Consider the following 21,464-nt stretch of genomic DNA (forward strand, 5'->3'; position numbering starts at 1 on the left):
AATGACGGATATGTTCGAACATATTAACGAACTGCCCTCTTCACCTCAAGGTAGCAACATGACCCTGTTCTCTGCCCCCACGGCCAGCACCGTTGTTGACTCGATCCTGTTCCGCGATGCCTTCGGTACCGCCGGGATGCGCCAGATTTTCTCCGATGTGGCCCTGATCCAGCGCTATATCGACGTCGAGGTCGGACTCGCCAAAGCCGAGGCCAGGGTGGGCGTCATCCCCGCGGAAGCGGCCGACGTCATCGCCCGCGAGTCACGCCTGGAGCGCATCGACTTCGACCACATGCGCGAGGAAACCGACATTGTCGGCTATCCGATCCTGCCCCTGGTACACCAGCTGGTGGCAATGTGCGGCGACGCCGGACGCTACGTGCACTGGGGCGCCACCACGCAGGACATCATGGACACCGCGGTCGCGCTGCAGGTGCGCGACGCGCTCGACAGCGTCGATGCCGATATCCGCGCGCTGCGCGGCATCCTGGCCGACCTGGCGGTCAAGCACCGCGACACGCCGATGGCCGGCCGCACCCACCTGCAGCAGGCGCTGCCGGTGACTTTCGGCTACAAGGCGGCGATCTGGCTGGCCATGTTCGACCGCCACCAGCAGCGCCTGGCCGAGTTGCGGCCGCGCGTGGCCGTGGTCGAGTTCGCCGGCGCAGCGGGCACGCTGGCATCGCTGGGCGCAGAAGGTGACGGCAAGGCGGGCGAAAACAAAGGCTTCGCCGTGCAGGAAGCCCTGGCGCAGGAACTGGGGCTGGGCGTGCCGGCCACCACCTGGCACGTGGCGCGCGACGGCTTTGCCGAAGCGGTCAACCTGCTCGCGCTCATCACCGGTTCGCTGGGCAAGATCGCGCTCGACATCATGATCATGGCGTCGACCGAGTTCGCCGAGGTGTACGAGCCCTTCGTCAAGGGCCGCGGCGCCAGCAGCACCATGCCGCAGAAGCGCAACCCGATATCCAGCGAGCTGATGCTGGCCGCTTCCAAGGCGGTGCGCCAGCACGCGGGCCTGATGGTCGACGCGATGGTGCAGGACTTCGAGCGCGCCACCGGGCCCTGGCATGCGGAATGGATCGCCATCCCGGAGAGCTTCATCCTGACCGCCGGCGCGCTGCACCAGGCGAGGTTCGCGCTGGGCGGCCTGATCGTCGACACAGCGCGCATGAAGCACAACCTGGGTATCACCAACGGCCTGATCGTGGCCGAGGCCGTGATGATGGGGATGGCCCCGCATATCGGCCGCCAGCAGGCCCACGACGTGGTCTACGACGCCTGCCGCACGGTCAACGAGCACGGCGGCACGCTGGCCGACGCGCTGGCCGCATTGCCGGCCGTCACCAGGCATTTCGACCGCGCCGCCATCGACCGGATGACCGATCCGGCCAACTACCTCGGCCTCGCGCCGCAGATGGTCGACCGCGCCGTCGCGCTGTCCCGCGAGCAATCCGCGGCCTGAGGCAGCAGGCCGGCACACATCATCAAATTCAATCAAGGAGACAACCCATGAACCCCATCAGCAAAGTGGCCGCCTGCGCGGCCCTGGCATTCGCCACGGCCGTGGCCGCCACCCCGGCGCTGGCACAGGCCTGGCCCAGCAAGCCGATCACCTGGATCGTCCCGTTCGCCGCCGGCGGCCCAACCGACGCGCTGGCGCGCACCATTGCCGAGCGGGTCTCGCGCGAGGTCGGCCAGTCGATCATCATCGACAACTCGCCGGGCGCCGGCGGCACCGTCGGCACGGCCAAGGCAGCGCGCGCGCCGGCTGACGGCTACACCATGCTGGTGGGACACATGGGCTACATGGGCGCCGCGCCGGCGCTGTACAAGAAGCTGTCCTACGACCCGGTGAAGGACTTCGCGCCCGTGTTCCGCTTCCCGGATACGCCGATGGTGCTGATGGTGCGCAAGGACCATCCGGCCAAGACCGTGCGCGACCTGGTCGAGTTCGGCAAGAAGAACCCGGGCAAGCTCAACCTGAGCAATGCCGGCATGGGCTCCACCTCGCACCTGGTGGCCGCGCTGTTCGCGGCGTCGGCCGGCATGCAGGTATCGCTGGTGCCGTACAAGGGGGCCGGCCCGGCGCTGATCGACGTGATCGGTGGGCAGGTCGATGGCATGTTCGACCAGACCAATACGGCGCTGCCGCAGATCACCGAGTCCAAGGTGCGGCCGCTGGCGGTGACGTCCGCGACCCGCGTGGCACAGCTCAAGGACGTGCCCACGCTGGCCGAATCGGGGTTGCCCGGCTTCGAGGCCAGCACCTGGTACGGCATCTACGCGCCCAGGGGCACGCCGCAGCCCGTCATCGACAAGATGCAGCAGGCCTACCTGAAGGTCATGGCCGACAAGGCCTTTACCGGCAAGATGACGGCGCAGGCGATCCAGATGCTGCCGCCCGAGCAGTACACCGCCAGCGCGCTCGGCAAGCACACCCAGGCCGAGATCACGCGCTGGAAGGCAGTGGCGGCCAAGGCCAATATCTCACTGGACTGAACGTTGAAATGAGCGCTGGACTGAACACCATGACAGCATATCGCGTAGAGCACGACGCCTTCGGTCCGGTCGACATCCCCGCCGACCGCTACTGGGGCGCCCAGACGCAGCGGGCGCTGGCGATCTTCGAGATCGGCGAAGAGCGCTTTCCCGACTGCCTGCTGCATGCCTTCGGCGTGCACAAGATGGCGGCGGCGCGGGCCAACCTGCGTTGCGGCGCGGTCGACGCCGCCATCGCGGAGGCGATCGTCGACGCGGCCGCCGAGCTGCGCTGCGGCCGCTTCGACAGCCATTTCCCGCTGACCATCTGGCAGACCGGCTCGGGCACGCAGACCAACATGAACGCAAACGAGGTCATCGCCAACCGTGCCAACGAACGGCTTGGCCAGCCGCTTGGCACGCGCGCGCCGGTGCATCCGAATGACCACGTCAACGCGTCGCAGTCCTCCAACGACAGCTTCCCGACGGTCATGCACCTGAGCGCGGTGCTGGAACTGGAAGACCGGCTGCTACCTGCCCTGGTGCTGCTGCGCGACACCCTGCGCGAGCGTGCCCTGGCCTTTGCCGATGTGCTCAAGATTGCGCGCACGCACCTGATGGACGCCGTGCCCATGACCATGGGGCAGGCGTTCGACGGCTTTGCCGCGCAGGTCGACAACGCCATCGAGCGCGTACGCGGCACCCTGCCGCGCCTGCTGGTGCTGCCGCAAGGCGGCACCGCCGCCGGCACCGGCCTGAACGCGCCGGCGGGCTTCGCCCAGGCCTTTTGCGAGGAAGCCAGCGAGCTGACGGGGCAGGCGTTCCGTCCCAATCCCTGCAAGGTCGAGGGCATGGCCGCGCACGATGCGCTGGTCGAACTGTCGGGCGTGCTTAACGTGGTCGCCGTTTCCTTCACCAAGATGGCCAACGACCTGCGCTGGCTGGGCTCGGGCCCGCGCTGCGGGCTGGGCGAGCTGGTGCTGCCCGACGATGGCCTGACTTCGTCGATCATGCCCGGCAAGCGCAATCCGACCATCGCCGAGGTCGTCGCGCAGGCCGCCATGCAGGTCGCCGGCAACCACGTCACCGTGACGATGGCGGGCGCCTCCGGCAGCTTCGAACTGAACGTGGCCAAGCCGGTACTGATCTACAACGTGCTGCAGTCGATCCGCGTACTGGCCGACGGCGCGCACGTCTTTGCGCTGCGGCTGGTGCAGGGACTGGCGGTGAACCCTGAACGGCTGGCCAGCAACCTGGACAACCCGCTGCTGGCGGTCACCGCGCTCAACCCGGTATTGGGCTATGACCGCGCGGCGCAGATCACCAGGCTCGCGCAGGCACAAGGGATCTCGCCGCGGGAAGCGGCGGTCGCGCTGGGACTGCTGAGCGGCGAAGCGTTCGACCGGCTGGTGGATCCGATGCGGCTGGCCAAGGGACATTCCAACGGGCAACAGTAGGCAGGCGACCGCCCATCCCCGCGGTCAGGCCACCGGCAGCCTGAGCACCTGCTCCGTCGTCAGCACATCGCCAAAGGTGTCCTCGATGCTCGCCAGCGCGGCCTGGTGCAGGTCGCGATGCCGCACCACGCCGCCGGCCCGGTCCAGGTCGCGCGTCGCGCAGGCGTCTTCCGCCACGATCACGCCGTAGCCCAGCGGCACCGCATCGCGCGCGGCACCCGCGACGCAGGCATGCGTCATCAGCCCCGTGATGACCAGCGTCTTGATGCCGGCGGCCTTGAGGCGCTGGTCCAGGTCGGTGGTGGGGAACACGCTGACCGAAGTCTTCTGCACCACGGTGTGGTGGCCCGCGGGCTGCAGGTCCTGGTGGAACGCCGCGCTGGCGCCCTGCTCCGCGAAGACGGGGCTGCCCGCCGGCGCCAGGTGCTGGACGTGGAACACGGGAATGCCGGCGGCGTCCGCATGCGCCACCAGGCGCCGGGCGTTGCCTAGCGCGGCCGCGCCGTCCGGGATCGGCAGCTTGCCGTCGAAGTATTCGTTCTGGAAGTCGATCACCAGCAGCGCGGTGCTGGCGGCTGCGATCGCGGTCGGGGCGCTGGCACCGGCCAGGGTGCGGATCGTCGGGTGTGTCATCGTTGTCCTCGTTGTCCTCGTTGTCTGCTTCGTGATGGGAAGGAGAGCGCGCTTGCCTGGCGGGATTGCCGCCAGGGCCACATCGCTGCACGCAGTTTCCAACGACTGCCGCCGCCCGGAAAGCGTCCCGATGGACAACATCCGCTAGAATCGGGCCAACTTTCAGAGCCCTGCTTGCGAGGACGCGATGCACACCGTCGCCGTGATTGCCTTCGAAGGCATCAGCCCGTTCCACCTGTCGGTGCCCTGCATCGTGTTCGGCGACGATCTCGCCATGCTGGGGGTGCCGCGCTACCGGCTGCTGATCTGCGGCGAGCAGACCGGCCTGATCCGGACCATGTCGGGCTTCCGCATCGAGGTCGAGCACGACCTCCGCGCGCTGGAACAAGCCGATACCGTGATCATGCCGGCCTGGCGCGACCCGGCGGAACGCCCCTCGCCGGCCTTGCTGGCGGCACTGCAGGCGGCCAGCGCCCGCGGCGCGCGCATCGCCGGGCTGTGCCTGGGCACCTTCGTGATCGCCGAGGCCGGCCTGCTCGACGGCCGGCCGGCGGCCACCCACTGGGTCTGGGCCGATGACTTCGCCGCGCGCTATCCCAGGGTCCGGCTCGACCGCCGTTCGCTGTATATCGACGATGGCAGCATCCTCACGTCGGCCGGCACCGCCGCCGCGCTGGACTGCTGCCTGCACCTGGTGCGCCGCGATCACGGCGCGGAAGTCGCGAACCGCGTGGCCCGCCGCATGGTGGTGGCGCCGCACCGGCATGGCGGGCAGGCGCAGTACATCGAGCAGCCGCTGCCGCAGGCGGCCGGCGCCGACAAGCTGAGCACCACGCTCGACTGGGCCATCGAGCACCTGGAACAGCCGCTGACGCTGGACCTGCTGGCCGACAAGGCAGGCATGAGCCGGCGCAATTTCACCCGGCGCTTCAAGGCCAAGACCGGCACCACGGTGACGCAGTGGGTGCTGAACCACCGGCTTACCGCGGCGCAGCGCCTGCTGGAGACCACCAGCAAGAGCGTCGACGTGATCGCCGGCCTGGTCGGGTTCGGCTCGGCGGTTTCCTTGCGCCAGCACTTTGCCCAGACCTTTGCCATTTCGCCCTCCGCCTACCGCAAGCAGTTCGGCACCACGGCGCCTTCAGGCCGTGCCGCTGCATAACTCGTCATGAACCGCTTTTTCCGCCTCCGCTTTATGCGCTGCTGCATCGGCGCCGTTGCCCTTGCGCTCGCCGGCACCGCCCACGCTGCGACCGATATCGACTGCGACCCGTCGGCGGCGCCCGCGGGCCGCGTGCCCTCGCAGCGGCTGATCTGCGAATCGGCGCTGTTTTCGATGGGCTACCAGCGCATCCATGCCGATCAGCAGCGGCAACTGAAGGCCGGCACGATCACCGAGGCCGAGGTCGCCGCGTTCCGCAGGAAGCGTGACAGCTGCGAGACCGCGGCGTGCCTCGACAACGTGTTCCGTGAATGGCGGACGTTCGCGGCGCAAGCCGGCGGCAAGCGCTGAAGGCCGCGACTGCCGGGGCCTTCAGAAGTTCGTCTCGATCGCCATCCTGGCGCCGTCCGGCACCTGGTTCGGAATGACCCGGTGTGCAAGGATCTCGTAGTCCCGGGCAGCCGCCACTGACGTGGGATTCACCAGCCGCTTCGGGCCGCCCAGCCAGGCGAAATGATCCTTGCCGTCGTCACTGCTGAACCAGGCAAAGTCGCCGATGCGGTCGAGGCCACGCTGCACCATCTTCAGCAGCGCCAGGGCTTCTTCTGAAACACCCAGATGCCGTCCTGTGTCATGGATGACCGTGGCCAGGTTGCGGAGCTTGTTGGTGGTTGAGGTGCCTTCCCCGTTCGCCTGGTCAGGCACCAGTTCGACAACCAGAATCCCTTTGTGTGCGGTGATGCGTGCTTGATGCATGGCTTCTCCCAACGGATGCAGGTCCCCTGTCGGCCAGATGCAATCAACAAGCAAGTTTGCTGCCAGGCCTTGCGGGATGTGCAGCGTACCTGCCTTGCATGACAATTCTGGGTGTGCGGCGCGGGAATCGACAGCCGGCGAGGTCGCCAGGCCACTCGCGCGCGGGTGTGACGGAATGGGCGTGGTGTTGGTACCCGCCGTGGACTTCCCGGAAACCGTTGGGCCGCAAGCAACTTGTCTGCGTTGGCTTGCCAGCACAACACAGGCACGGAACTGGTGCGCGCGTTGTTCGGGGTGAACCTTTCAGCCGACCTGGTAGCGCCGGATTACCTCCGGATCCGGATCGATACCCAGCCCCGGCCCGTCCGGCACCCGGATCATCCCGTCGCGCGGCACCACCGCATCGCCGAGCACCGGGGCCTCCATGTCAAAGTAGCGCCATTCGATCATGGCGCGCGCATCGCCCAGCGCCGCCGTGGCATGGATGCTGGCCAGCAGCCCGGGGCCGTCATAGAAGGTATGCACCATCACCTGGGTGTTGTGCGCCTCGGCCAGCGCGAACACCTTGCGCAGCGGGCTGATGCCGCCCATCTTGGCCGGGCTTGGCTGGATGACGTCGACCGCGCCAGCGCCAAGCATCTGGTGGAAGTCCATCAGCGTCGAGGCATTCTCGCCTGCGGCAACGGGAATGCCGCATTGCCGGCGCAATGCCGCAAGGCCTGCGTAGTTCTCCGGCGGCCACAGCGGCTCCTCGAGCCAGCGCAGCGCCAGCGGCTCCAGTTCGCGCGCCATGTCGATGGCCTCCGCCAGCGACCAGGGGCAGTTTACATCCAGCGTGATTTCGATATCCGGCCCCGCCGCCTCGCGCGCGGCCCTGATGACGCCAAGGTCGACCTCGTGCAGCTTGACGCTGCGGTAGCCGTCGGCGATCGCGCGCTGCATGTTGGCAGCGATCGTCTCACGGTCGGCGTAGCGGATCAGGCTGGCATAGGCCGGCAAGCGATCCCGCTGCGCGCCGCCCAGCAGCCGGTGCAACGGCATGCCGGCGGCCTTGCCGCAGATATCCCACAGCGCGATATCGAGCGCCGACAGCCCGTACATCAGGGCGCCGCTGCGCCCGAAGACATGAAACCGGCGCTGAAGGTCCAGGCTGAGCGCCTCGGGCCGCGTGGCATCCCTGCCGATGCACGCCGGCGCCAGCAGTTCGTCGAGCGCCGCCTTGACCATGGGGATGCCGATAAAGCCGAAGGTTTCGCCCCAGCCCACGATGCCGTCGTCAGTGGTCACCCGGACCAGCAGCGAATCGGCGGCCTGCAGCCCCGCCCCGCCCCACACGCCGGCGGCGGAGACTCCGCCGACCGTGAATGGCACGCGCAGCACGATGGTGTCGATCGACGCAATCTGCATGGCTCGTCTCCCGCTGCCATTGCAGCCTTGGGGGACCAGCTGGCTGCATGGCAGCGTTCACTATAGGCAAGCGCGCGTTATCCCGCCCGCACCGGAGCGGAGGACTCAGGCGCTTGCCATCAGCCCTGGCATGAGGTGCGCGAGCTGCAGATCGCGCTCGGGCTGGTGGCGATGGGCGAAGGCATCTCGGTGGTGCCCAGCAGCGTCTACGGGCTGAAGCGGGGCGACGTGACCTACAAGGAACTGGAGAAGGCATGGCTTACCTGCCCCCGCAGAAGGAATAAGGCGCCAGCGGCAACCCATACTTTTTAAGTATCAGATCAGACGCCAACGGTCTTGGACAGCTGAAAAACAGCCCCTCATACTCCGACGCAACGTTCAACTGAATCAGGAAGGTATGAAAGTGGCGACACAATCCGGCTCCACGGCCATCGAGTCGATCGAGGCCATCCTGGTCGACCTGCCGACCATCCGCCCGCACCAGCTCGCCATGGCGACCATGCAGCGGCAGACCCTCGTGATCGTCCGCCTGCGCTGCGCCGACGGCGTGGAAGGCATCGGCGAGGCCACCACCATCGGCGGCCTGTCCTATGGCGATGAAAGCCCCGAGGGCATCAAGCTGACCATCGACACTTACCTGGCGCCGGCGTTGCTGGGGCAGGACGCCACCAACGTGCATGCCGCCATGGCGCGGCTGAACAAGGTGGCGCGCGGCAACCGCTTTGCCAAGTCGGCGCTGGAGACCGCGCTGCTCGACGCACAGGGCAAGCGCCTGGGCGTGCCGCTGTCGACGCTGCTGGGCGGCGCCGTGCGCGACACGCTGCCGGTGCTGTGGACGCTGGCCAGCGGCGATACCGCGCGCGACATCGACGAGGCCGAACGCCTGCTGGCCGAGCGCCGCCACGACACCTTCAAGCTCAAGATCGGCCGGCGCAGCGTGCGCGAGGATGTGGCCCATGTGTCCGCGATCAAGCGCGCGCTGGGCGACCGTGCGCGCGTCACCGTCGACGTCAACCAGGCCTGGAACGAAGCGGATGCCGCCACCGGCATCGCCATGCTCGAAGCCGCCGGCATCGACCTGATCGAGCAGCCTACGCCGCGCGAGCAGCGCACCGCGCTGGCCCGGCTGGCGGCGCGCTTTGTCGTGCCCATCATGGCCGACGAAGCCGTGTGCGGCCCCGAGGACGCGATGGAACTGGCCCGCCTCGGCGCCGCCGACGTGTTCGCACTGAAGATCGCCAAGTCCGGCGGCATCTTCGGCATGCTGCGCACCGCCGCGGTCGGCGATGCGGCCGGCATCGCGCTGTATGGCGGCACCATGCTGGAAGGCAGTGTCGGCACCATCGCGGCCGCCCACGGCTTCGCCACGCTGCCGCAACTGGCGTGGGGCACCGAGCTGTTCGGCCCGCTGCTGCTGAAGGACGATATCGTGCTGGAGCGGCCGGTGTACCGCGACTTTGCGCTGCACCTGCCGCAAGGGCCCGGGCTGGGGATCGCGCTCGACGAAGACAAGCTGGCGCACTACCGTCGCGACAGCGGCCGCGCCTGAATTTTCACCACCGGACTAATCAGACTGGAACAAGGAGAACCCGATGCTGTATCTGGTACGAATGGACGTGAACCTGCCGCACGACATGCCCGCCGCGCAGGCCGACGAGATCAAGGCGCGCGAGAAGGCTTACGCGCAGGACCTGCAGCGCCAGGGCAAGTGGCTGCACCTCTACCGCGTGGTTGGCGAGTATGCCAACTACAGCGTGTTCGACGTCGAGTCGAACGAGGCGCTGCACAACCTGCTGTCGGCCCTGCCGCTGTTCCCGTACATGAAGATCGCCGTCACGCCGCTGGCGCCGCATCCTTCTTCGATCCGCTGAGCGAGGCCCGCGTCATGAGCATCGCCACCCGTGACGGGCTTCGCCTGCACTACGAACTCCAGGGCCCCGCCGGCGCGCCGGTGCTGGTCATGTCCAACTCGCTCGGCACCAGCCTGTCGATGTGGGATCCGCAGATGCCGGCGCTGCTGGAGCGCTTCCGCGTGCTGCGCTACGACACGCGCGGCCATGGCGCCTCCGCCGTGCCGGCCGGGCCGTTCGGCATGGCCGAACTGGGCGCCGACGTGCTGGCGGTGATGGACCACGCCGGCGTCGGGCGCGCGCACTTCTGCGGCCTGTCGATGGGCGGCATGACCGGCATCTGGCTGGCACGCCATCACCCCGAACGCTTCGGCCGCTTCGTGCTGGCCAACACCGCGGCGCTGATCGGCCCGCCTTCCGGCTGGAACACGCGCATCGAGCGCGTGCAGGCCGAAGGCATGGCAGCCATTGCCGAGGGCGTGCTGGCCCGCTGGTTCACCCCCGCGGCGCTCGCCGGCGATCCGGCCCGCCTGGCCCCGGTGCTGTCGATGCTCGCCTCGACCGATGCCGGCGGCTATGTCGCCAACTGCGCCGCGGTGCGCGATGCCGACCTGCGCGGCATGCTGGCCGGCATTGACGCGCGCGTGCTGGTGATCGCTGGCGTGCAGGATGCCGCCACCACGCCGGAACAGGGGCGCGAGCTGGCTGATGGCATCGCCAACGCCGAGTACCTCGCGCTCAATGCGGCGCATCTGTCGAACTGGGAATTGCCGGGGAAGTTCTCTGACGCGGTGATCAACTTCGTTTCACAGGCGTGACGACTGCGCTGCTGGCGCGAGGCTGACCGGTTCAGACCACCATCTCCACCCCCGACGTTGGCCGGCGCTCCAGCAATGCCGCCAGTTTCCTCAGCGCCAGCGACAGCTGCGCGTGATTGTCCACGCCGCCGAGCGAGATGCGGATGGCATTGGGCGCATCGGGCCCGTCCCAGAACGCATCGGAAGGCGTGACCCGCAGGTCTTCCGCCAGCGCGGCCCGGGTGAGTTGCTGCGCCGACCACTGCGCGGGCAGGCGGTGCCAGACGTGGATGGCGCTGGGCGGCAGCTGGCCGATCCCGCTCAGCCATCGGCTTGCCAGAGCGCACCGCGCCAGCGCTTCGGTGCGGATGCCGTCGAGCAGTTGCATGGCCGAGCCGTCGTGGATCCATTGCGTGGCCAGGGCCGCGGTCATCGGCGCTGCCATCAGCGCGAAGGCGCGCAGCGATGCCAGCAGGTCATCGCCACCCCTGTCCTCCGGCAGCAAGACATAGGCGGTGCGCAGGCCCGGACTGAGCGCCTTGGACAGCGTCGCGACGTAGTAGGTGCGCTCGGGCGCAAAGCTGGCGAGCGGCGGCGGCGCTGACGGCGTCAGCAGCCAGTACGGATCATCCTCCAGCAAGGCGATATCGCATCGGTGCGCGGTTCTGGCGATCTCTGCCCGGCGCGAGGCCGGCATGGTGTGCGTGGTCGGATTCTGGGCGGTCGGGTTGAGGTAGGCGAGCGTGGCCCCCCCGGCGCGGGCCGCGGCGAGCGCGTCGGGCAGCATCCCGTCCGCGTCGCACGGCGCGATCACCACGCGCCGGCCCAGTTGCGCCGCCGCGGCGCGGATGCCCGGATAGGCCAGCGGCTCGGTCACGATCGCCTCGCCCGGCCGGGTACGGCTCAGGATCACGGCGGCCAGCGCGGCCTGGGCGCCGGGGCACACCACCAGCCGCGCGGTGTCCACCTGCCCGAAGATCGGCGCCAGCCAGAGCGCCCCGGCCGACCGGTCCGAAGCGCTGCCGCCGCCAAGCTGGTAGGTCATCAGCAGGTGCGGGTCGCTGCGCAGCAGGACCTGGCTCAGGCCGCGCCGCAACAGGTCCTGGAAATCCACACCCGCTGGCGGCGGCGGCACGTTCATGCTCATGTCGACCACCCGCGCCAGTTCCGCGCGCGGCGCCGCAATGAAGGTGCCAAGCGCGCCCCGGGCCTCGATCAGCTGGCGCCGCCGGGCCTCGTTATAGGCGCGGGTCACGGTGGTCAGGTCGACGCCGAGCGCCCGGGCAAGCCCGCGCTGCGGCGGCACGCGGTCACCGGCCACGAGGCTGCCGTCGCGGATCGCCCCTTCGATGAAATCCACGATCTGCAGGTAGCGCGCGCCGCCGCCTGTAGTGATCTGAAGATCCCATTTGTCCAGGATTTCGCTGCCTTGCATGGATTCTTTGCCCAAAATCTTCCTCGATGTATGGGTTTTGTCTTCAGCTAGCATGCCAGACATCACCGGAGGAATCCATACAAACCACGCCCGCGCGAGGCTGACGCAGCCCTTGAATCGGAGTGCGTGGCGGATGCTTTCGGTGATCCGTCACCAAGGTATCCGAAATGCTAAAAACAACCGCCGGGCCGGCAGACAGCGATCGACTAGGTCCCCAAGTCCCGCGCCAAGCCCCCCGACAAGCCACCTTCACCCGCCTCACCCGCGCCTTTCCAGGCCCGCAGGTCCGCCTGCCGACCTTGCTGCTGACCGCCTGCCTGAGCACCCTGCTCAGCGGCTGCAACCTCGAACTGCTCAATCCCAAGGGCAGCATCGGCGCACAGGAAAAATCGCTGATCCTGATCGCGCTGTTCGTCATGCTGATGGTCGTCATCCCGGTGATCTTCCTGACGCTGTGGTTTGCCTGGCGCTACCGCGAAAGCAACACGCGCGCGACCTACGCGCCCAAGTGGTCGCACTCGACCAAGATCGAGATCGTGGTGTGGGGCATCCCGTGCGTGATCGTGGCCTGCCTGGCCGTGCTGATCTGGGACTCGACGCACAAGCTCGACCCCTATCGTCCGCTTGAGTCCGAGGTCAGGCCGCTGCAGGTTGACGTCATCGCGCTGAACTGGAAATGGCTGTTCATCTATCCCGAGTACGGCGTCGCCTCGGTGAACCAGCTCGCCATCCCGGTCGGCACGCCGGTCAACTTCCGGCTGACCGCGGAATCGATGATGAATGCCTTCTTCATTCCGCAGCTTGGCAGCATGGTCTACACCATGGCCGGCATGCAGACCCGCCTGCACCTGATCGCCGACACGCCCGGCGTCTATCTCGGCCAGTCCGCGGCCTACAGCGGCGCGGGCTTCTCGGACATGCATTTCAAGACCCTGGCGACCTCGCGCGAGGACTTCGATGCCTGGATCGGCAAGGCCCGCGCGTCGGCGCAGGCGCTTGACGCGAACACCTACGGCACGCTGGAGCAGCCCAGCACCAAGGACCCCGTCACGCTCTATGCATCGGTGACCCCGAAGCTGTTCGACCAGGTCGTCGACAAGTACATGCAGGCCAACGGCGCGATCTGCCGCGCCAACACCCCCGAATCTCTGCAGGCCTTCCAACGCGTCCCGTCGGCGCTCCCCGGCCGCCTGGAGCAATGACATGCTAGGAAAACTCAACCTCGAAGCCATCCCCTACCACGAGCCGATCATCATGGTGACGCTGGCCGTGGTGCTGGTGCTGGGCGCCGCGCTGCTCGCCGCCATCACCAGATACGGCAAGTGGAAATACCTGTGGACCGAATGGATCTGCTCGGTCGACCACAAGAAGGTCGGCGTGATGTACATCATCCTGGCCCTGGTCATGCTGCTGCGCGGCTTCGCCGATGCGATCCTGATGCGCACGCAGCAAGCCGTCGCCTATGGCGATGCCGCCGGCTACCTGCCGCCGCACCACTACGACCAGATCTTCACCGCCCACGGCGTGATCATGATCTTCTACGTGGCCACGCCGCTGGTGGTGGGGCTGATGAACGTGATCGTGCCGCTGCAGATCGGCGCGCGCGACGTGGCCTTCCCGTTCGTCAATTCGCTGAGCTTCTGGCTGTCGGCCATGGGCGCGGTGCTGGTGATGCTGTCGATGTTCGTCGGCGACTTCGCCGCGACCGGCTGGGTCGCGTATCCGCCGTTGTCCGAACTCGGCTACAGCCCGACCGTCGGCGTGGATTACTACATCTGGTCATTGCAGATATCCGGGCTCGGCACCACGCTGACCGGCATCAACTTCATCGTCACGATCCTGCGCATGCGCGCACCGGGCCTGACCCTGATGAAGATGCCGGTGTTCACCTGGACCGCGCTGATCACCAACATCCTGATCGTCGCCATCTTCCCGGTCCTGACCGCCACGCTGGCCCTGCTCACCGCCGACCGCTACCTCGGCATGCACTTCTTCACCAACGAGCTGGGCGGCAACGCCATGATGTACGTGAACCTGATCTGGATCTGGGGGCACCCCGAGGTCTATGTGCTGATCCTGCCCGCGTTCGGCGCGTTCTCGGAAATCATCGCCACGTTCTCGCGCAAGCCCCTGTTCGGCTACAAGTCGATGGTCTATGCCACCTCGTCGATCGGCGTGCTGTCGTTCTTCGTCTGGCTGCACCACTTCTTCACCATGGGCTCGGGCGCCAACGTCAATGCCTTCTTCGGCATCATGACGTCGATCATCTCGATCCCCACCGGCGTGAAGCTGTTCAACTGGCTGTTCACCATGTACCGGGGGCGGATCCGCTTCCATACCTCGACCATGTGGACCATCGGCTTCATGGTGACGTTCGCGGTCGGCGGCATGACCGGCGTGCTGCTGGCGGTGCCGGGCGCCGACTTCGTGCTGCACAACAGCCTGTTCCTGGTTGCCCACTTCCATAACGTGATCATCGGCGGCGTGCTGTTCGGCTGCCTGGCGGCAATCAGCTTCTGGTTCCCGAAGGTGTTCGGCTTCAAGCTCGACGAGTTCTGGGGCAAGGTGTCGTTCTGGTGCTGGCTGACCGGCTTCTTCCTGGCCTTCATGCCGCTCTACGTGCTGGGCTTCAAGGGCATGACCCGCCGGATGAACCACTACGCCAATGTCGACTGGCATCCCTACCTGGTGGTGGCGATGATCGGCGCCTTCGTCATCGGCGCCGGCATCCTGGCCATGATCGTGCAACTGGCCGTCAGCATCCGCGACCGCAAGCAGAACCAGGACCTGACCGGCGACCCGTGGGACGGCCGCAGCCTGGAATGGTCGACGGCATCGCCGGCGCCGTTCTACAACTTCGCCAGGGTGCCGCACATCACCTCGCTGGAACAGCACTGGGACGACAAGGAAGCCGGACGGGCATGGCGCCAGCCGGCCCACTACGAGGACATCCACATGCCACGTCCCACCGCGGCCGGCTTCCTCGTGTCCGTATTCGGGCTGGTGTCCTGCTTCGCGCTGGTCTGGCACATGTGGCTGGTCGCCGTCGCCGGGCTGGTTGGCGCGATCGCAACCTTCGTTCTGCGCAGCTACGACCGCAACGTGGACTACTACGTCCCGGCCGCCGAAGTCGAGCGCATCGAGCGCGCCCGCTACGCCCAACTGCAGCAAGCTGCCTGAACCATGAACCCGACGCTATCCCCTACCCTGCACCACCCGGGCAACGACGCCACACACGCGGCGGCACATACTGCGGCACACGCCGCCGACCACGGCCATCACGAAACCGGCGCGCATACCACGCTGGGCTTCTGGCTCTACCTGATGAGCGACTGCCTGATCTTCGCGGTGCTGTTCGCCACCTTTGGCGTCCTGTCCGGCAATACCGCGGGCGGGCCTGGCGGGCGGCAACTGTTCGAGCTGCCGTTCGTGTTCGCCGAAACCATGGTGCTGCTGCTCAGCAGCTACACCTTCGGCCTGGCCATGCTGCGGCAGGATGCGAATGCCGCGCCGCGCATGATCCGCTGGCTCGCGGCCACCTTCGTGCTGGGCGCAGTGTTTGTCGCCATGGAGGTCTACGAGTTCGCCCACCTGCTGCACCAGGGCGCCGGCCCCGGCGTAAGCGCCTACCTGTCGGCCTTCTTCACGCTGGTCGGCACCCACGGCCTGCACGTCACCTCGGGCCTGTGCTGGCTGGCGGTGATGATCCACCAGATCCGGCGTTTCGGCCTCGACGACATCGTGCGCCGCCGGCTGGCGTGCCTGAGCCTGTTCTGGCACTTCCTGGACCTGGTCTGGATCTGCGTCTTCACCTTCGTCTACCTGCGGGAGTTCGCATGAAGCCGTCCCATCTTCATTCCGTCCATCCGGGCGAGCACGCCGCCCACGGCAGCGTGCGCAGCTACACCATCGGCCTGCTGCTGTCGGTCGCGCTTACCGTGGCATCGTTTGCCGCGGTCATGAACGGCGCATTGTCAAGCCACGCCGCGATCGCGCTGGTCGTGGGCCTCTGCGTCGCGCAGCTGCTGGTGCAGCTGGTGTATTTCCTGCACCTGGGCACCGGTCCCGGCCAGCGCGGCAATACCGCCATCTTCGCCTGCACCGGCTTCCTGATCGTCATCGTCGTCGCCGGCTCGTTGTGGGTGATGCACAACGCCGACCTCAACATGATGCCGACCGACATGTCCATCGAACGGGCACGGGCAAAAGACTAGCGCGCGGGCGCGAGGAGACCTTCACCATGTATGTCTATGACGAGATCGACCAGAGGCTGGTCGACGAACGGGTCGTGCAGTTCACCGGCCAGACCCGCCGCTTCCTGGACGGCGAGCTCGACGAGGAAGAGTTCCGCGTGCTGCGGCTGCAGAACGGCCTGTATATCCAGCGCCATGCGCCGATGCTGCGCGTGGCCATCCCCTACGGCATGCTGGCGTCGCGGCAGTTGCGCAAGCTGGCGGAGATCGCGCGCCGCTGGGATCGCGGCTACGGGCACTTCAGCACGCGGCAGAACCTGCAGTTCAACTGGCCGCGACTGGAAGACGCCCCTGCCATCCTCGCGGAACTCGCCACCGTGCAGATGCACGCCATCCAGACCAGCGGCAACTGCATCCGCAATACCACCACCGACCACTTTGCCGGCATCGCGCCCGACGAACTGGTGAACCCGCTGGTGTGGTGCGAGATCGTGCGGCAATGGTCGATGCTGCATCCCGAGTTCGCCTACCTGCCGCGCAAGTTCAAGATCGCGATCAGCGGCGCCACCACCGACCGGGCCGCGGTCGGCGTCCACGACATCGGGCTGCAGGCGGTCGAGGAAGGCGGCCAGGTCGGCTTTCGCGTGTGGGTCGGCGGCGGCATGGGGCGCACGCCCATGGTCGGCAAGCTGATCAATCCCTTCGTGGCCTGGCAGGACCTGCTGACCTACCTGCAGGCCACGCTGCGCGTCTACAACCTGCATGGCCGGCGCGACAACAAGTACAAGGCGCGCATCAAGATCCTGGTGAAGGACCTCACGCCGGAGGCCTTCCGCGAACAGGTCGCGGAGCAGTGGCAGCGCATCCGGGGTGGCCCGGATACCGTCACCGAAGATTTTGTCGCGTCGGTGACGGCGCGCTTCACGGTGCCGCCTTATGACCCCGCCGCGGCGCAGGATGCCGATGAATGCGCCGATGAAAGCGCCGAACTCGCCCGCACCGACCGCGCGTTCCGGCTCTGGCTGCGCAGCAACGTCCATTCGCACCGCGTTCCGGGCTACGCCGCGGTGACCGCATCGCTCAAGGCAACCGGCCCCGCGCCGGGCGACATTACCGCCGACCAGATGGAGCTGATGGCCGACCTCGCCGAACGCCACGGCTTTGGCGAGTTGCGTGTCTCGCACGAGCAGAACCTGATCCTGGCCGACGTGCGGCGCAGCAGCCTGCCCGCGCTGTGGCGCGCGCTGGATGCGGCGGGCCTCGCCACGCCCAACGTCGGCAGGATCACCAACATCATCGCCTGCCCCGGCGGCGACTTCTGCTCGCTCGCCAACGCGGTATCGATTCCGCTGGCGCAGGCGATCCAGGAACGGTTCGAAGACCTCGACCACGTGCACGACATCGGCGAGCTAGACCTGAACATCTCGGGCTGCATCAACTCGTGCGGGCACCACCATGTCGGCCATATCGGCATCCTCGGCGTCGACAAGGCCGGAGAAGCCTGGTACCAGGTCACCATCGGCGGGCGCCAGAACGGCGCGGACAGCCGGGACGGCCACGCCGGCGGCGGCGCGGCGATCGGCCGCATCATCGGCCCGTCGTTCGCGCAGGAGCAGGTTCCGGACGTGGTCGAGCGGCTGATCGGCACCTACCTCGCGCACCGCGACAGCGACGCCGAGCGCTTCGTCGACGTGGTCGCGCGGATCGGGCTAGAACCGTTCCAGGCGGCCGTGTACCCGGACGGAAACAAGCGCAGCGCGGTGAACCGTCAGCCATCCATTGATGCACGTTGATCCACGTTGATTCACGCAGATCCACGCACATCCACGCAGATCCACGATTAGGACGCCCGATGTACGCCCTGTCCTGCGCCAGCCCTGACGACCTGTGGTCCGCGATTGCCGGCCTCTCCGCCGAGCAACTGCATACGATCATCGATATCGCAAGTGCCTCGCCTGAACCGACGACCGACCTCGATGCCTTCAGGCGCCGCATTGTCGGGATGTTCGGCAACGTCGCAGGCTTTGCATCGGCGCCACCGCCGGAGTCGATCCTGCGTCAGCTGTGGGAACGGTATCGGGCCTGAAAGGAAAAAAAAACCGCGCATCGTGACGATGCGCGGTCTGCTGCAACAGCACCGATGCTCACGGCGTGCCGAATGTCAGGCGATTCCCTTGGCCCGTGCCCTGGTACGCAGGTCGCTCACCAGCGGCCACACCAGCACGAAAACCGCCAGGCCCATGATCGTGCCGACCAGCCCGTTCGACCAGAACACATCCAGTTCGCCGGACGACACCAGCATGGTCTGCCGGAAGGCGTCTTCCGCGCGGTCGCCCAGCACCAGCGCCAGCACCATCGGCGCCAGCGGATAGTCCAGCTTCTTCAGCACGTAGCCGATCACGCCAAAGATCAGCATCAGCCAGACATCGAACAGCGCACCGTTCACCGTGTAGGCGCCGATCGCGCAGATCACCAGGATCAGCGGCGCGATGATCGAGAACGGGATGCGCAGGATCGCGGCAAAGAGCGGCACGGTCGACAGCACCACGATCAGGCCGACGATATTGCCCAGGTACATGCTGGCGATCAGCCCCCAGACGAACGGCCCCTGCTCGGCGAACAGCAGCGGTCCCGGCTGCAGGCCCCAGATCATCAGGCCGCCCAGCAGCACCGCGGCGGTCGCCGAACCCGGGATGCCTAGCGCCAGCATCGGCAGCAACGCGCTGGTGCCGGCGGCGTGCGCGGCGGTTTCCGGAGCCACCACGCCTTCGACATTGCCCTTGCCGAACGAGTCCGGATCCTTGGCCATGCGCTTGGCGACACCGTAGCCCATGAACGAGGCCGCGGTGGCGCCGCCCGGGGTGATGCCAAGCCAGCAGCCGATCACGGATGAACGGACTACGGTCATCCAGTAGCGCGGCAGCTCGGCCCAGGTCTTGAGGACCACCTTCAGGTCGATGCGCGCCTGCTTGCCGCGGAACGCCACGCCCTCCTCCATCGTCATCAGGATCTCGCTGATGCCGAACAGGCCGATCACGGCGACCAGGAAGTCAAAGCCGCGCAGCAGCTCGTGCGAGCCGAAGGTCATGCGCAGCGTGCCCGAGACCGTGTCCATGCCGACCGCCGCCAAGATAAAGCCCAGGCACATCGCGATCAGGATCTTCGGCTTGGATTCCTTGCCCATGCCGACGAAACTGCAGAACGTCAGCAGGTACACCGCGAAGAACTCCGGCGGGCCGAAGCGCAGCGCGAACTTCGCCACCATCGGCGCCAGGAAGGTGATCAGCAGCACCCCGGCCAGCGCGCCAAGGCAGGAGCCGGTGAAGGCGGAGGTCAGCGCCTTGCCGGCCTCGCCCCGCTGGGCCATCGGATAGCCGTCGAAGGTCGTCGCCACCGACCACGCCTCGCCCGGGATGTTGAACAGGATCGAGGTGATCGCGCCGCCGAACAAGGCTCCCCAGTAGATGCAGGACAGCATGATGATGGCGGATACCGGATCCATCGAAAACGTCAGCGGCAGCAGGATCGCCACGCCGTTCGGGCCGCCCAGGCCCGGCAGCACGCCGACCACGATACCCAGCAGGATGCCGGCGAACATCAGGCCGACGTTCTGCCAGGACAGGGCGACCGCGAAGCCGCCCATCAATGCGTTCATTTCTTCCATTGCCACCTCCTCAGTAGCCCAGCGCAGCTTCCAGCGGCCCCTTGGGCAGCGGCACACGGAACTGGATCTCGAAGATCCAGAAGAGCATCAGGTTGATGCCGACGCCAATCAGCATCGCCTTGGGCCAGCCCGACTTGCCGACCCACACCATGAAGCCGACGATAAAGACCGTCGACGCCACGTAGATGCCCAGCACGCCGATCAGGCCGACATACACCGTCAGCGGCAGCACGATCACGCTGACCTGCCGCAGTTGCTGCCAGGTCGCAAAGACCGCCTTGCCGTCGCTGCGCAGCGCCTGCATTGCCACCAGCGCGGCGCAGGCCAGCACGATGATGCCGACGCGCATCGGGAAATAGCCAGCTTCGGGCCCGTCCGGCGCCCAGCCCGCGCCAATGCTGTAGTTGCTCCAGATCACGACGAGCGCGCCTGCCAGCAGGCATAGCGCGACCATCAGCTCCACTGTCTTGACCGAGAGCCCGGCGCCCGCCGGCTCTCCCCCGTGATGTGAATCCATGTCTGCCCCCAGATATCCTTCAGCCATCGGCCCCGGCGCATGCACCGGAGCCTCGCGAATGCGGCCCGCCTGCGTCAGCGCGCGGCGACGAAGCCGGCCTCCTTGATGATGTCGCGATGCGCGGCCTCGTCCTTCGCCAGGAAGTCGGTCAGCGCCCTGGCGGTCAGGAACTCGTTCTTGAGCGCGTTCTTTTCCAGGTATTCCTTCCACTCGGGCGTGGCCACGATCTTCTGCATCAGGTCGACGTAGTACTTCTGCTGGTCGGGCGTGACGCCGCCGGGCAGCATGAAGACACGCAGCATCTGGTATTGCACGTCCAGGCCCTGCTCCTTGCAGGTCGGCACGTCGTTCCAGCTCTGGGCTTGCGTGACCCTGGCCTTGTAGCTCATACGCTCCGGCGCGAACACGCACAGCGCCTTGTGCTCGCCGGCGCGCCACTGGCCGATCGACTCGGAGGGATTGTTGACGTTGGCGTCGATATGCTGGCCCGACAGCTGCGTGGCCGCCTCGCCGCCGCCCTTGTACGGCACGTAGATAAACTTCGTGCCGGTCTTCTTCTGGACCAGCGAGGTGATGATCTGGTCTTCGCGCTTGGAACTGGTGCCGCCGATCTTGACCTTGCCGGCACTCGCTTTCGAGCCGTCGATAAACTCCGTCACCGACTTGTATGGCCCGGCGGCATTGGTCCACAGCACGAACTCGTCCTGGGCGATCATGGCCACCGGGGTCAGGTCGCGCCAGCTGAACGGCAGGTGGCTGACCATCGGCACGGTATAGAGCGCCGACGACGCGACCAGCAGCTTGTGCGGATTGCCCTGCGACGCCTTGGTGTCCATCAGCCCCTCGGCCCCGCTGGCGCCGGCCTTGTTCAGCACGATGACCGGCTGGCTCATCAGCTTGTGCCTGGCGATGATGCCCTGGATGGCGCGCGCCATCTGGTCCGACGCACCACCGGCGCTGAACGGCACGACGATCTCGACCGGCTTTGCCGGCTCCCAGGCCCATGCATTGGCGCCGAGGCAGGCGGTGGCGCAGGCCACGGCCGTGAGGGTGCTCCTGACGATCTTGCGTTGCATCTCTTGTCTCCTTTGGCTTTGGTATTCAGATCCGCC

Annotated in this window: 21 protein-coding genes and 1 pseudogene; 15 read left to right on the top strand and 7 right to left on the bottom strand. The window is 67.2% G+C overall.

The window, feature by feature from the left end; translation table 11 throughout:
• Positions 1-58 precede the first annotated feature (58 nt).
• From LPA45_RS09595 to LPA45_RS09605, 3 genes are read left to right on the top strand one after another with little or no spacing between them, the layout of a single operon-like run.
• Positions 59-1,465, top strand: a complete 1,407-nt coding sequence (locus LPA45_RS09595; RefSeq protein WP_317924526.1) for an adenylosuccinate lyase family protein — start codon at positions 59-61, stop codon at positions 1,463-1,465.
• Between the two features lie 47 nt (positions 1,466-1,512).
• On the top strand, positions 1,513-2,502 hold the full coding sequence (locus LPA45_RS09600; protein WP_116320531.1) for a tripartite tricarboxylate transporter substrate binding protein BugD: 990 nt from the start codon (positions 1,513-1,515) through the stop codon (positions 2,500-2,502).
• Positions 2,503-2,531: 29 nt separating this feature from the next.
• Positions 2,532-3,938, top strand: coding sequence for a class II fumarate hydratase (locus LPA45_RS09605; RefSeq protein ID WP_317924528.1), 1,407 nt, complete (start codon positions 2,532-2,534; stop codon positions 3,936-3,938).
• A gap of 24 nt (positions 3,939-3,962) precedes the next feature.
• Here the strand turns inward: LPA45_RS09605 and LPA45_RS09610 are convergent, their stop codons facing one another.
• Positions 3,963-4,571 (bottom strand): cysteine hydrolase family protein, encoded by a 609-nt coding sequence (locus LPA45_RS09610; protein ID WP_317924529.1) that lies wholly within the window; start codon positions 4,569-4,571, stop codon positions 3,963-3,965.
• A 187-nt stretch (positions 4,572-4,758) separates the two neighbouring features.
• Between LPA45_RS09610 and LPA45_RS09615 the strand changes: the two genes are divergently transcribed.
• Together LPA45_RS09615 and LPA45_RS09620 are read left to right on the top strand one after the other, a co-directional pair.
• Positions 4,759-5,733 (top strand): GlxA family transcriptional regulator, encoded by a 975-nt coding sequence (locus LPA45_RS09615; RefSeq protein WP_317924530.1) that lies wholly within the window; start codon positions 4,759-4,761, stop codon positions 5,731-5,733.
• A gap of 6 nt (positions 5,734-5,739) precedes the next feature.
• Positions 5,740-6,084 (top strand): hypothetical protein, encoded by a 345-nt coding sequence (locus tag LPA45_RS09620; protein WP_317924532.1) that lies wholly within the window; start codon positions 5,740-5,742, stop codon positions 6,082-6,084.
• A 21-nt stretch (positions 6,085-6,105) separates the two neighbouring features.
• Here LPA45_RS09620 and LPA45_RS09625 read toward each other — a convergent pair whose 3' ends face one another.
• Together LPA45_RS09625 and LPA45_RS09630 are read right to left on the bottom strand one after the other, a co-directional pair.
• Positions 6,106-6,489 carry a hypothetical protein gene (locus tag LPA45_RS09625; RefSeq protein ID WP_116320528.1) on the bottom strand — a complete coding sequence of 128 codons (384 nt, stop codon included), beginning with the start codon at positions 6,487-6,489 and terminating at the stop codon, positions 6,106-6,108.
• A 303-nt stretch (positions 6,490-6,792) separates the two neighbouring features.
• Positions 6,793-7,896, bottom strand: coding sequence for a mandelate racemase/muconate lactonizing enzyme family protein (locus tag LPA45_RS09630; protein ID WP_317924533.1), 1,104 nt, complete (start codon positions 7,894-7,896; stop codon positions 6,793-6,795).
• A 129-nt stretch (positions 7,897-8,025) separates the two neighbouring features.
• Here LPA45_RS09630 and LPA45_RS09635 point away from each other — a divergent pair.
• From LPA45_RS09635 to pcaD, 4 genes and pseudogenes are all read left to right on the top strand, one after another.
• Positions 8,026-8,166 (top strand): annotated as a pseudogene (locus tag LPA45_RS09635) (LysR family transcriptional regulator); the annotation flags it as partial.
• Between the two features lie 127 nt (positions 8,167-8,293).
• Entirely contained in the window at positions 8,294-9,445 is a 1,152-nt protein-coding gene (locus LPA45_RS09640; RefSeq protein WP_317924534.1) for a muconate/chloromuconate family cycloisomerase, read from the top strand.
• A 43-nt stretch (positions 9,446-9,488) separates the two neighbouring features.
• On the top strand, positions 9,489-9,767 hold the full coding sequence (gene catC / locus LPA45_RS09645; protein WP_029048466.1) for a muconolactone Delta-isomerase: 279 nt from the start codon (positions 9,489-9,491) through the stop codon (positions 9,765-9,767).
• A 14-nt stretch (positions 9,768-9,781) separates the two neighbouring features.
• Entirely contained in the window at positions 9,782-10,564 is a 783-nt protein-coding gene (gene pcaD / locus LPA45_RS09650) for a 3-oxoadipate enol-lactonase (RefSeq protein WP_317924535.1), read from the top strand.
• Between the two features lie 31 nt (positions 10,565-10,595).
• Here the strand turns inward: pcaD and LPA45_RS09655 are convergent, their stop codons facing one another.
• Positions 10,596-11,978, bottom strand: coding sequence for a PLP-dependent aminotransferase family protein (locus LPA45_RS09655; RefSeq protein WP_317924537.1), 1,383 nt, complete (start codon positions 11,976-11,978; stop codon positions 10,596-10,598).
• A gap of 167 nt (positions 11,979-12,145) precedes the next feature.
• Between LPA45_RS09655 and cyoA the strand changes: the two genes are divergently transcribed.
• The 6 genes from cyoA to LPA45_RS09685 are packed head-to-tail and all read left to right on the top strand — an operon-like array spanning position 12,146 to position 18,257.
• On the top strand, positions 12,146-13,180 hold the full coding sequence (gene cyoA / locus LPA45_RS09660) for a ubiquinol oxidase subunit II (protein ID WP_116320523.1): 1,035 nt from the start codon (positions 12,146-12,148) through the stop codon (positions 13,178-13,180).
• A gap of 1 nt (position 13,181) precedes the next feature.
• A complete protein-coding gene (gene cyoB / locus LPA45_RS09665) occupies positions 13,182-15,158 on the top strand; it encodes a cytochrome o ubiquinol oxidase subunit I (RefSeq protein WP_317924539.1) in 1,977 nt (658 codons plus the stop codon).
• Positions 15,159-15,161: 3 nt separating this feature from the next.
• Positions 15,162-15,818: a cytochrome o ubiquinol oxidase subunit III gene (cyoC, locus tag LPA45_RS09670; RefSeq protein WP_317924541.1), complete on the top strand. Its 657-nt coding sequence runs from the start codon at positions 15,162-15,164 to the stop codon at positions 15,816-15,818.
• Positions 15,815-16,192: a cytochrome o ubiquinol oxidase subunit IV gene (cyoD, locus tag LPA45_RS09675; protein WP_317924542.1), complete on the top strand. Its 378-nt coding sequence runs from the start codon at positions 15,815-15,817 to the stop codon at positions 16,190-16,192. Before cyoC ends, cyoD begins: the two co-directional genes overlap by 4 nt.
• A gap of 26 nt (positions 16,193-16,218) precedes the next feature.
• The gene (locus tag LPA45_RS09680; protein WP_317924544.1) at positions 16,219-17,964 is read left to right on the top strand and encodes a nitrite/sulfite reductase; all 1,746 of its coding nucleotides are present in this window, start codon (positions 16,219-16,221) and stop codon (positions 17,962-17,964) included.
• Positions 17,965-18,023: 59 nt separating this feature from the next.
• Positions 18,024-18,257, top strand: coding sequence for a hypothetical protein (locus LPA45_RS09685; RefSeq protein ID WP_116320519.1), 234 nt, complete (start codon positions 18,024-18,026; stop codon positions 18,255-18,257).
• Between the two features lie 75 nt (positions 18,258-18,332).
• Here LPA45_RS09685 and LPA45_RS09690 read toward each other — a convergent pair whose 3' ends face one another.
• The 3 genes from LPA45_RS09690 to LPA45_RS09700 form a co-directional block, all read right to left on the bottom strand.
• On the bottom strand, positions 18,333-19,835 hold the full coding sequence (locus tag LPA45_RS09690) for a tripartite tricarboxylate transporter permease (protein ID WP_116320518.1): 1,503 nt from the start codon (positions 19,833-19,835) through the stop codon (positions 18,333-18,335).
• A gap of 10 nt (positions 19,836-19,845) precedes the next feature.
• Entirely contained in the window at positions 19,846-20,352 is a 507-nt protein-coding gene (locus LPA45_RS09695; RefSeq protein ID WP_116320517.1) for a tripartite tricarboxylate transporter TctB family protein, read from the bottom strand.
• Positions 20,353-20,426: 74 nt separating this feature from the next.
• Positions 20,427-21,428: a tripartite tricarboxylate transporter substrate binding protein gene (locus tag LPA45_RS09700; RefSeq protein WP_116320516.1), complete on the bottom strand. Its 1,002-nt coding sequence runs from the start codon at positions 21,426-21,428 to the stop codon at positions 20,427-20,429.
• Positions 21,429-21,464: the final 36 nt, after the last annotated feature.

Source organism: Cupriavidus sp. Agwp_2, from assembly GCF_040784895.1.
Lineage (GTDB): Bacteria > Pseudomonadota > Gammaproteobacteria > Burkholderiales > Burkholderiaceae > Cupriavidus.

What these genes read in the sequence shown, in the direction of transcription:
- LPA45_RS09595 (WP_317924526.1), top strand. Translation starts at nt 59, where the DNA reads ATGACCCTGTTCTCTGCCCCCACGGCCAGCACCGTTGTTGACTCGATC.
- LPA45_RS09600 (WP_116320531.1), top strand. Translation starts at nt 1,513, where the DNA reads ATGAACCCCATCAGCAAAGTGGCCGCCTGCGCGGCCCTGGCATTCGCC.
- LPA45_RS09605 (WP_317924528.1), top strand. Translation starts at nt 2,532, where the DNA reads ATGACAGCATATCGCGTAGAGCACGACGCCTTCGGTCCGGTCGACATC.
- LPA45_RS09610 (WP_317924529.1), bottom strand. Translation starts at nt 4,571, where the DNA reads ATGACACACCCGACGATCCGCACCCTGGCCGGTGCCAGCGCCCCGACC.
- LPA45_RS09615 (WP_317924530.1), top strand. Translation starts at nt 4,759, where the DNA reads ATGCACACCGTCGCCGTGATTGCCTTCGAAGGCATCAGCCCGTTCCAC.
- LPA45_RS09620 (WP_317924532.1), top strand. Translation starts at nt 5,740, where the DNA reads ATGAACCGCTTTTTCCGCCTCCGCTTTATGCGCTGCTGCATCGGCGCC.
- LPA45_RS09625 (WP_116320528.1), bottom strand. Translation starts at nt 6,489, where the DNA reads ATGCATCAAGCACGCATCACCGCACACAAAGGGATTCTGGTTGTCGAA.
- LPA45_RS09630 (WP_317924533.1), bottom strand. Translation starts at nt 7,896, where the DNA reads ATGCAGATTGCGTCGATCGACACCATCGTGCTGCGCGTGCCATTCACG.
- LPA45_RS09640 (WP_317924534.1), top strand. Translation starts at nt 8,294, where the DNA reads ATGAAAGTGGCGACACAATCCGGCTCCACGGCCATCGAGTCGATCGAG.
- catC (WP_029048466.1), top strand. Translation starts at nt 9,489, where the DNA reads ATGCTGTATCTGGTACGAATGGACGTGAACCTGCCGCACGACATGCCC.
- pcaD (WP_317924535.1), top strand. Translation starts at nt 9,782, where the DNA reads ATGAGCATCGCCACCCGTGACGGGCTTCGCCTGCACTACGAACTCCAG.
- LPA45_RS09655 (WP_317924537.1), bottom strand. Translation starts at nt 11,978, where the DNA reads ATGCAAGGCAGCGAAATCCTGGACAAATGGGATCTTCAGATCACTACA.
- cyoA (WP_116320523.1), top strand. Translation starts at nt 12,146, where the DNA reads ATGCTAAAAACAACCGCCGGGCCGGCAGACAGCGATCGACTAGGTCCC.
- cyoB (WP_317924539.1), top strand. Translation starts at nt 13,182, where the DNA reads ATGCTAGGAAAACTCAACCTCGAAGCCATCCCCTACCACGAGCCGATC.
- cyoC (WP_317924541.1), top strand. Translation starts at nt 15,162, where the DNA reads ATGAACCCGACGCTATCCCCTACCCTGCACCACCCGGGCAACGACGCC.
- cyoD (WP_317924542.1), top strand. Translation starts at nt 15,815, where the DNA reads ATGAAGCCGTCCCATCTTCATTCCGTCCATCCGGGCGAGCACGCCGCC.
- LPA45_RS09680 (WP_317924544.1), top strand. Translation starts at nt 16,219, where the DNA reads ATGTATGTCTATGACGAGATCGACCAGAGGCTGGTCGACGAACGGGTC.
- LPA45_RS09685 (WP_116320519.1), top strand. Translation starts at nt 18,024, where the DNA reads ATGTACGCCCTGTCCTGCGCCAGCCCTGACGACCTGTGGTCCGCGATT.
- LPA45_RS09690 (WP_116320518.1), bottom strand. Translation starts at nt 19,835, where the DNA reads ATGGAAGAAATGAACGCATTGATGGGCGGCTTCGCGGTCGCCCTGTCC.
- LPA45_RS09695 (WP_116320517.1), bottom strand. Translation starts at nt 20,352, where the DNA reads ATGGATTCACATCACGGGGGAGAGCCGGCGGGCGCCGGGCTCTCGGTC.
- LPA45_RS09700 (WP_116320516.1), bottom strand. Translation starts at nt 21,428, where the DNA reads ATGCAACGCAAGATCGTCAGGAGCACCCTCACGGCCGTGGCCTGCGCC.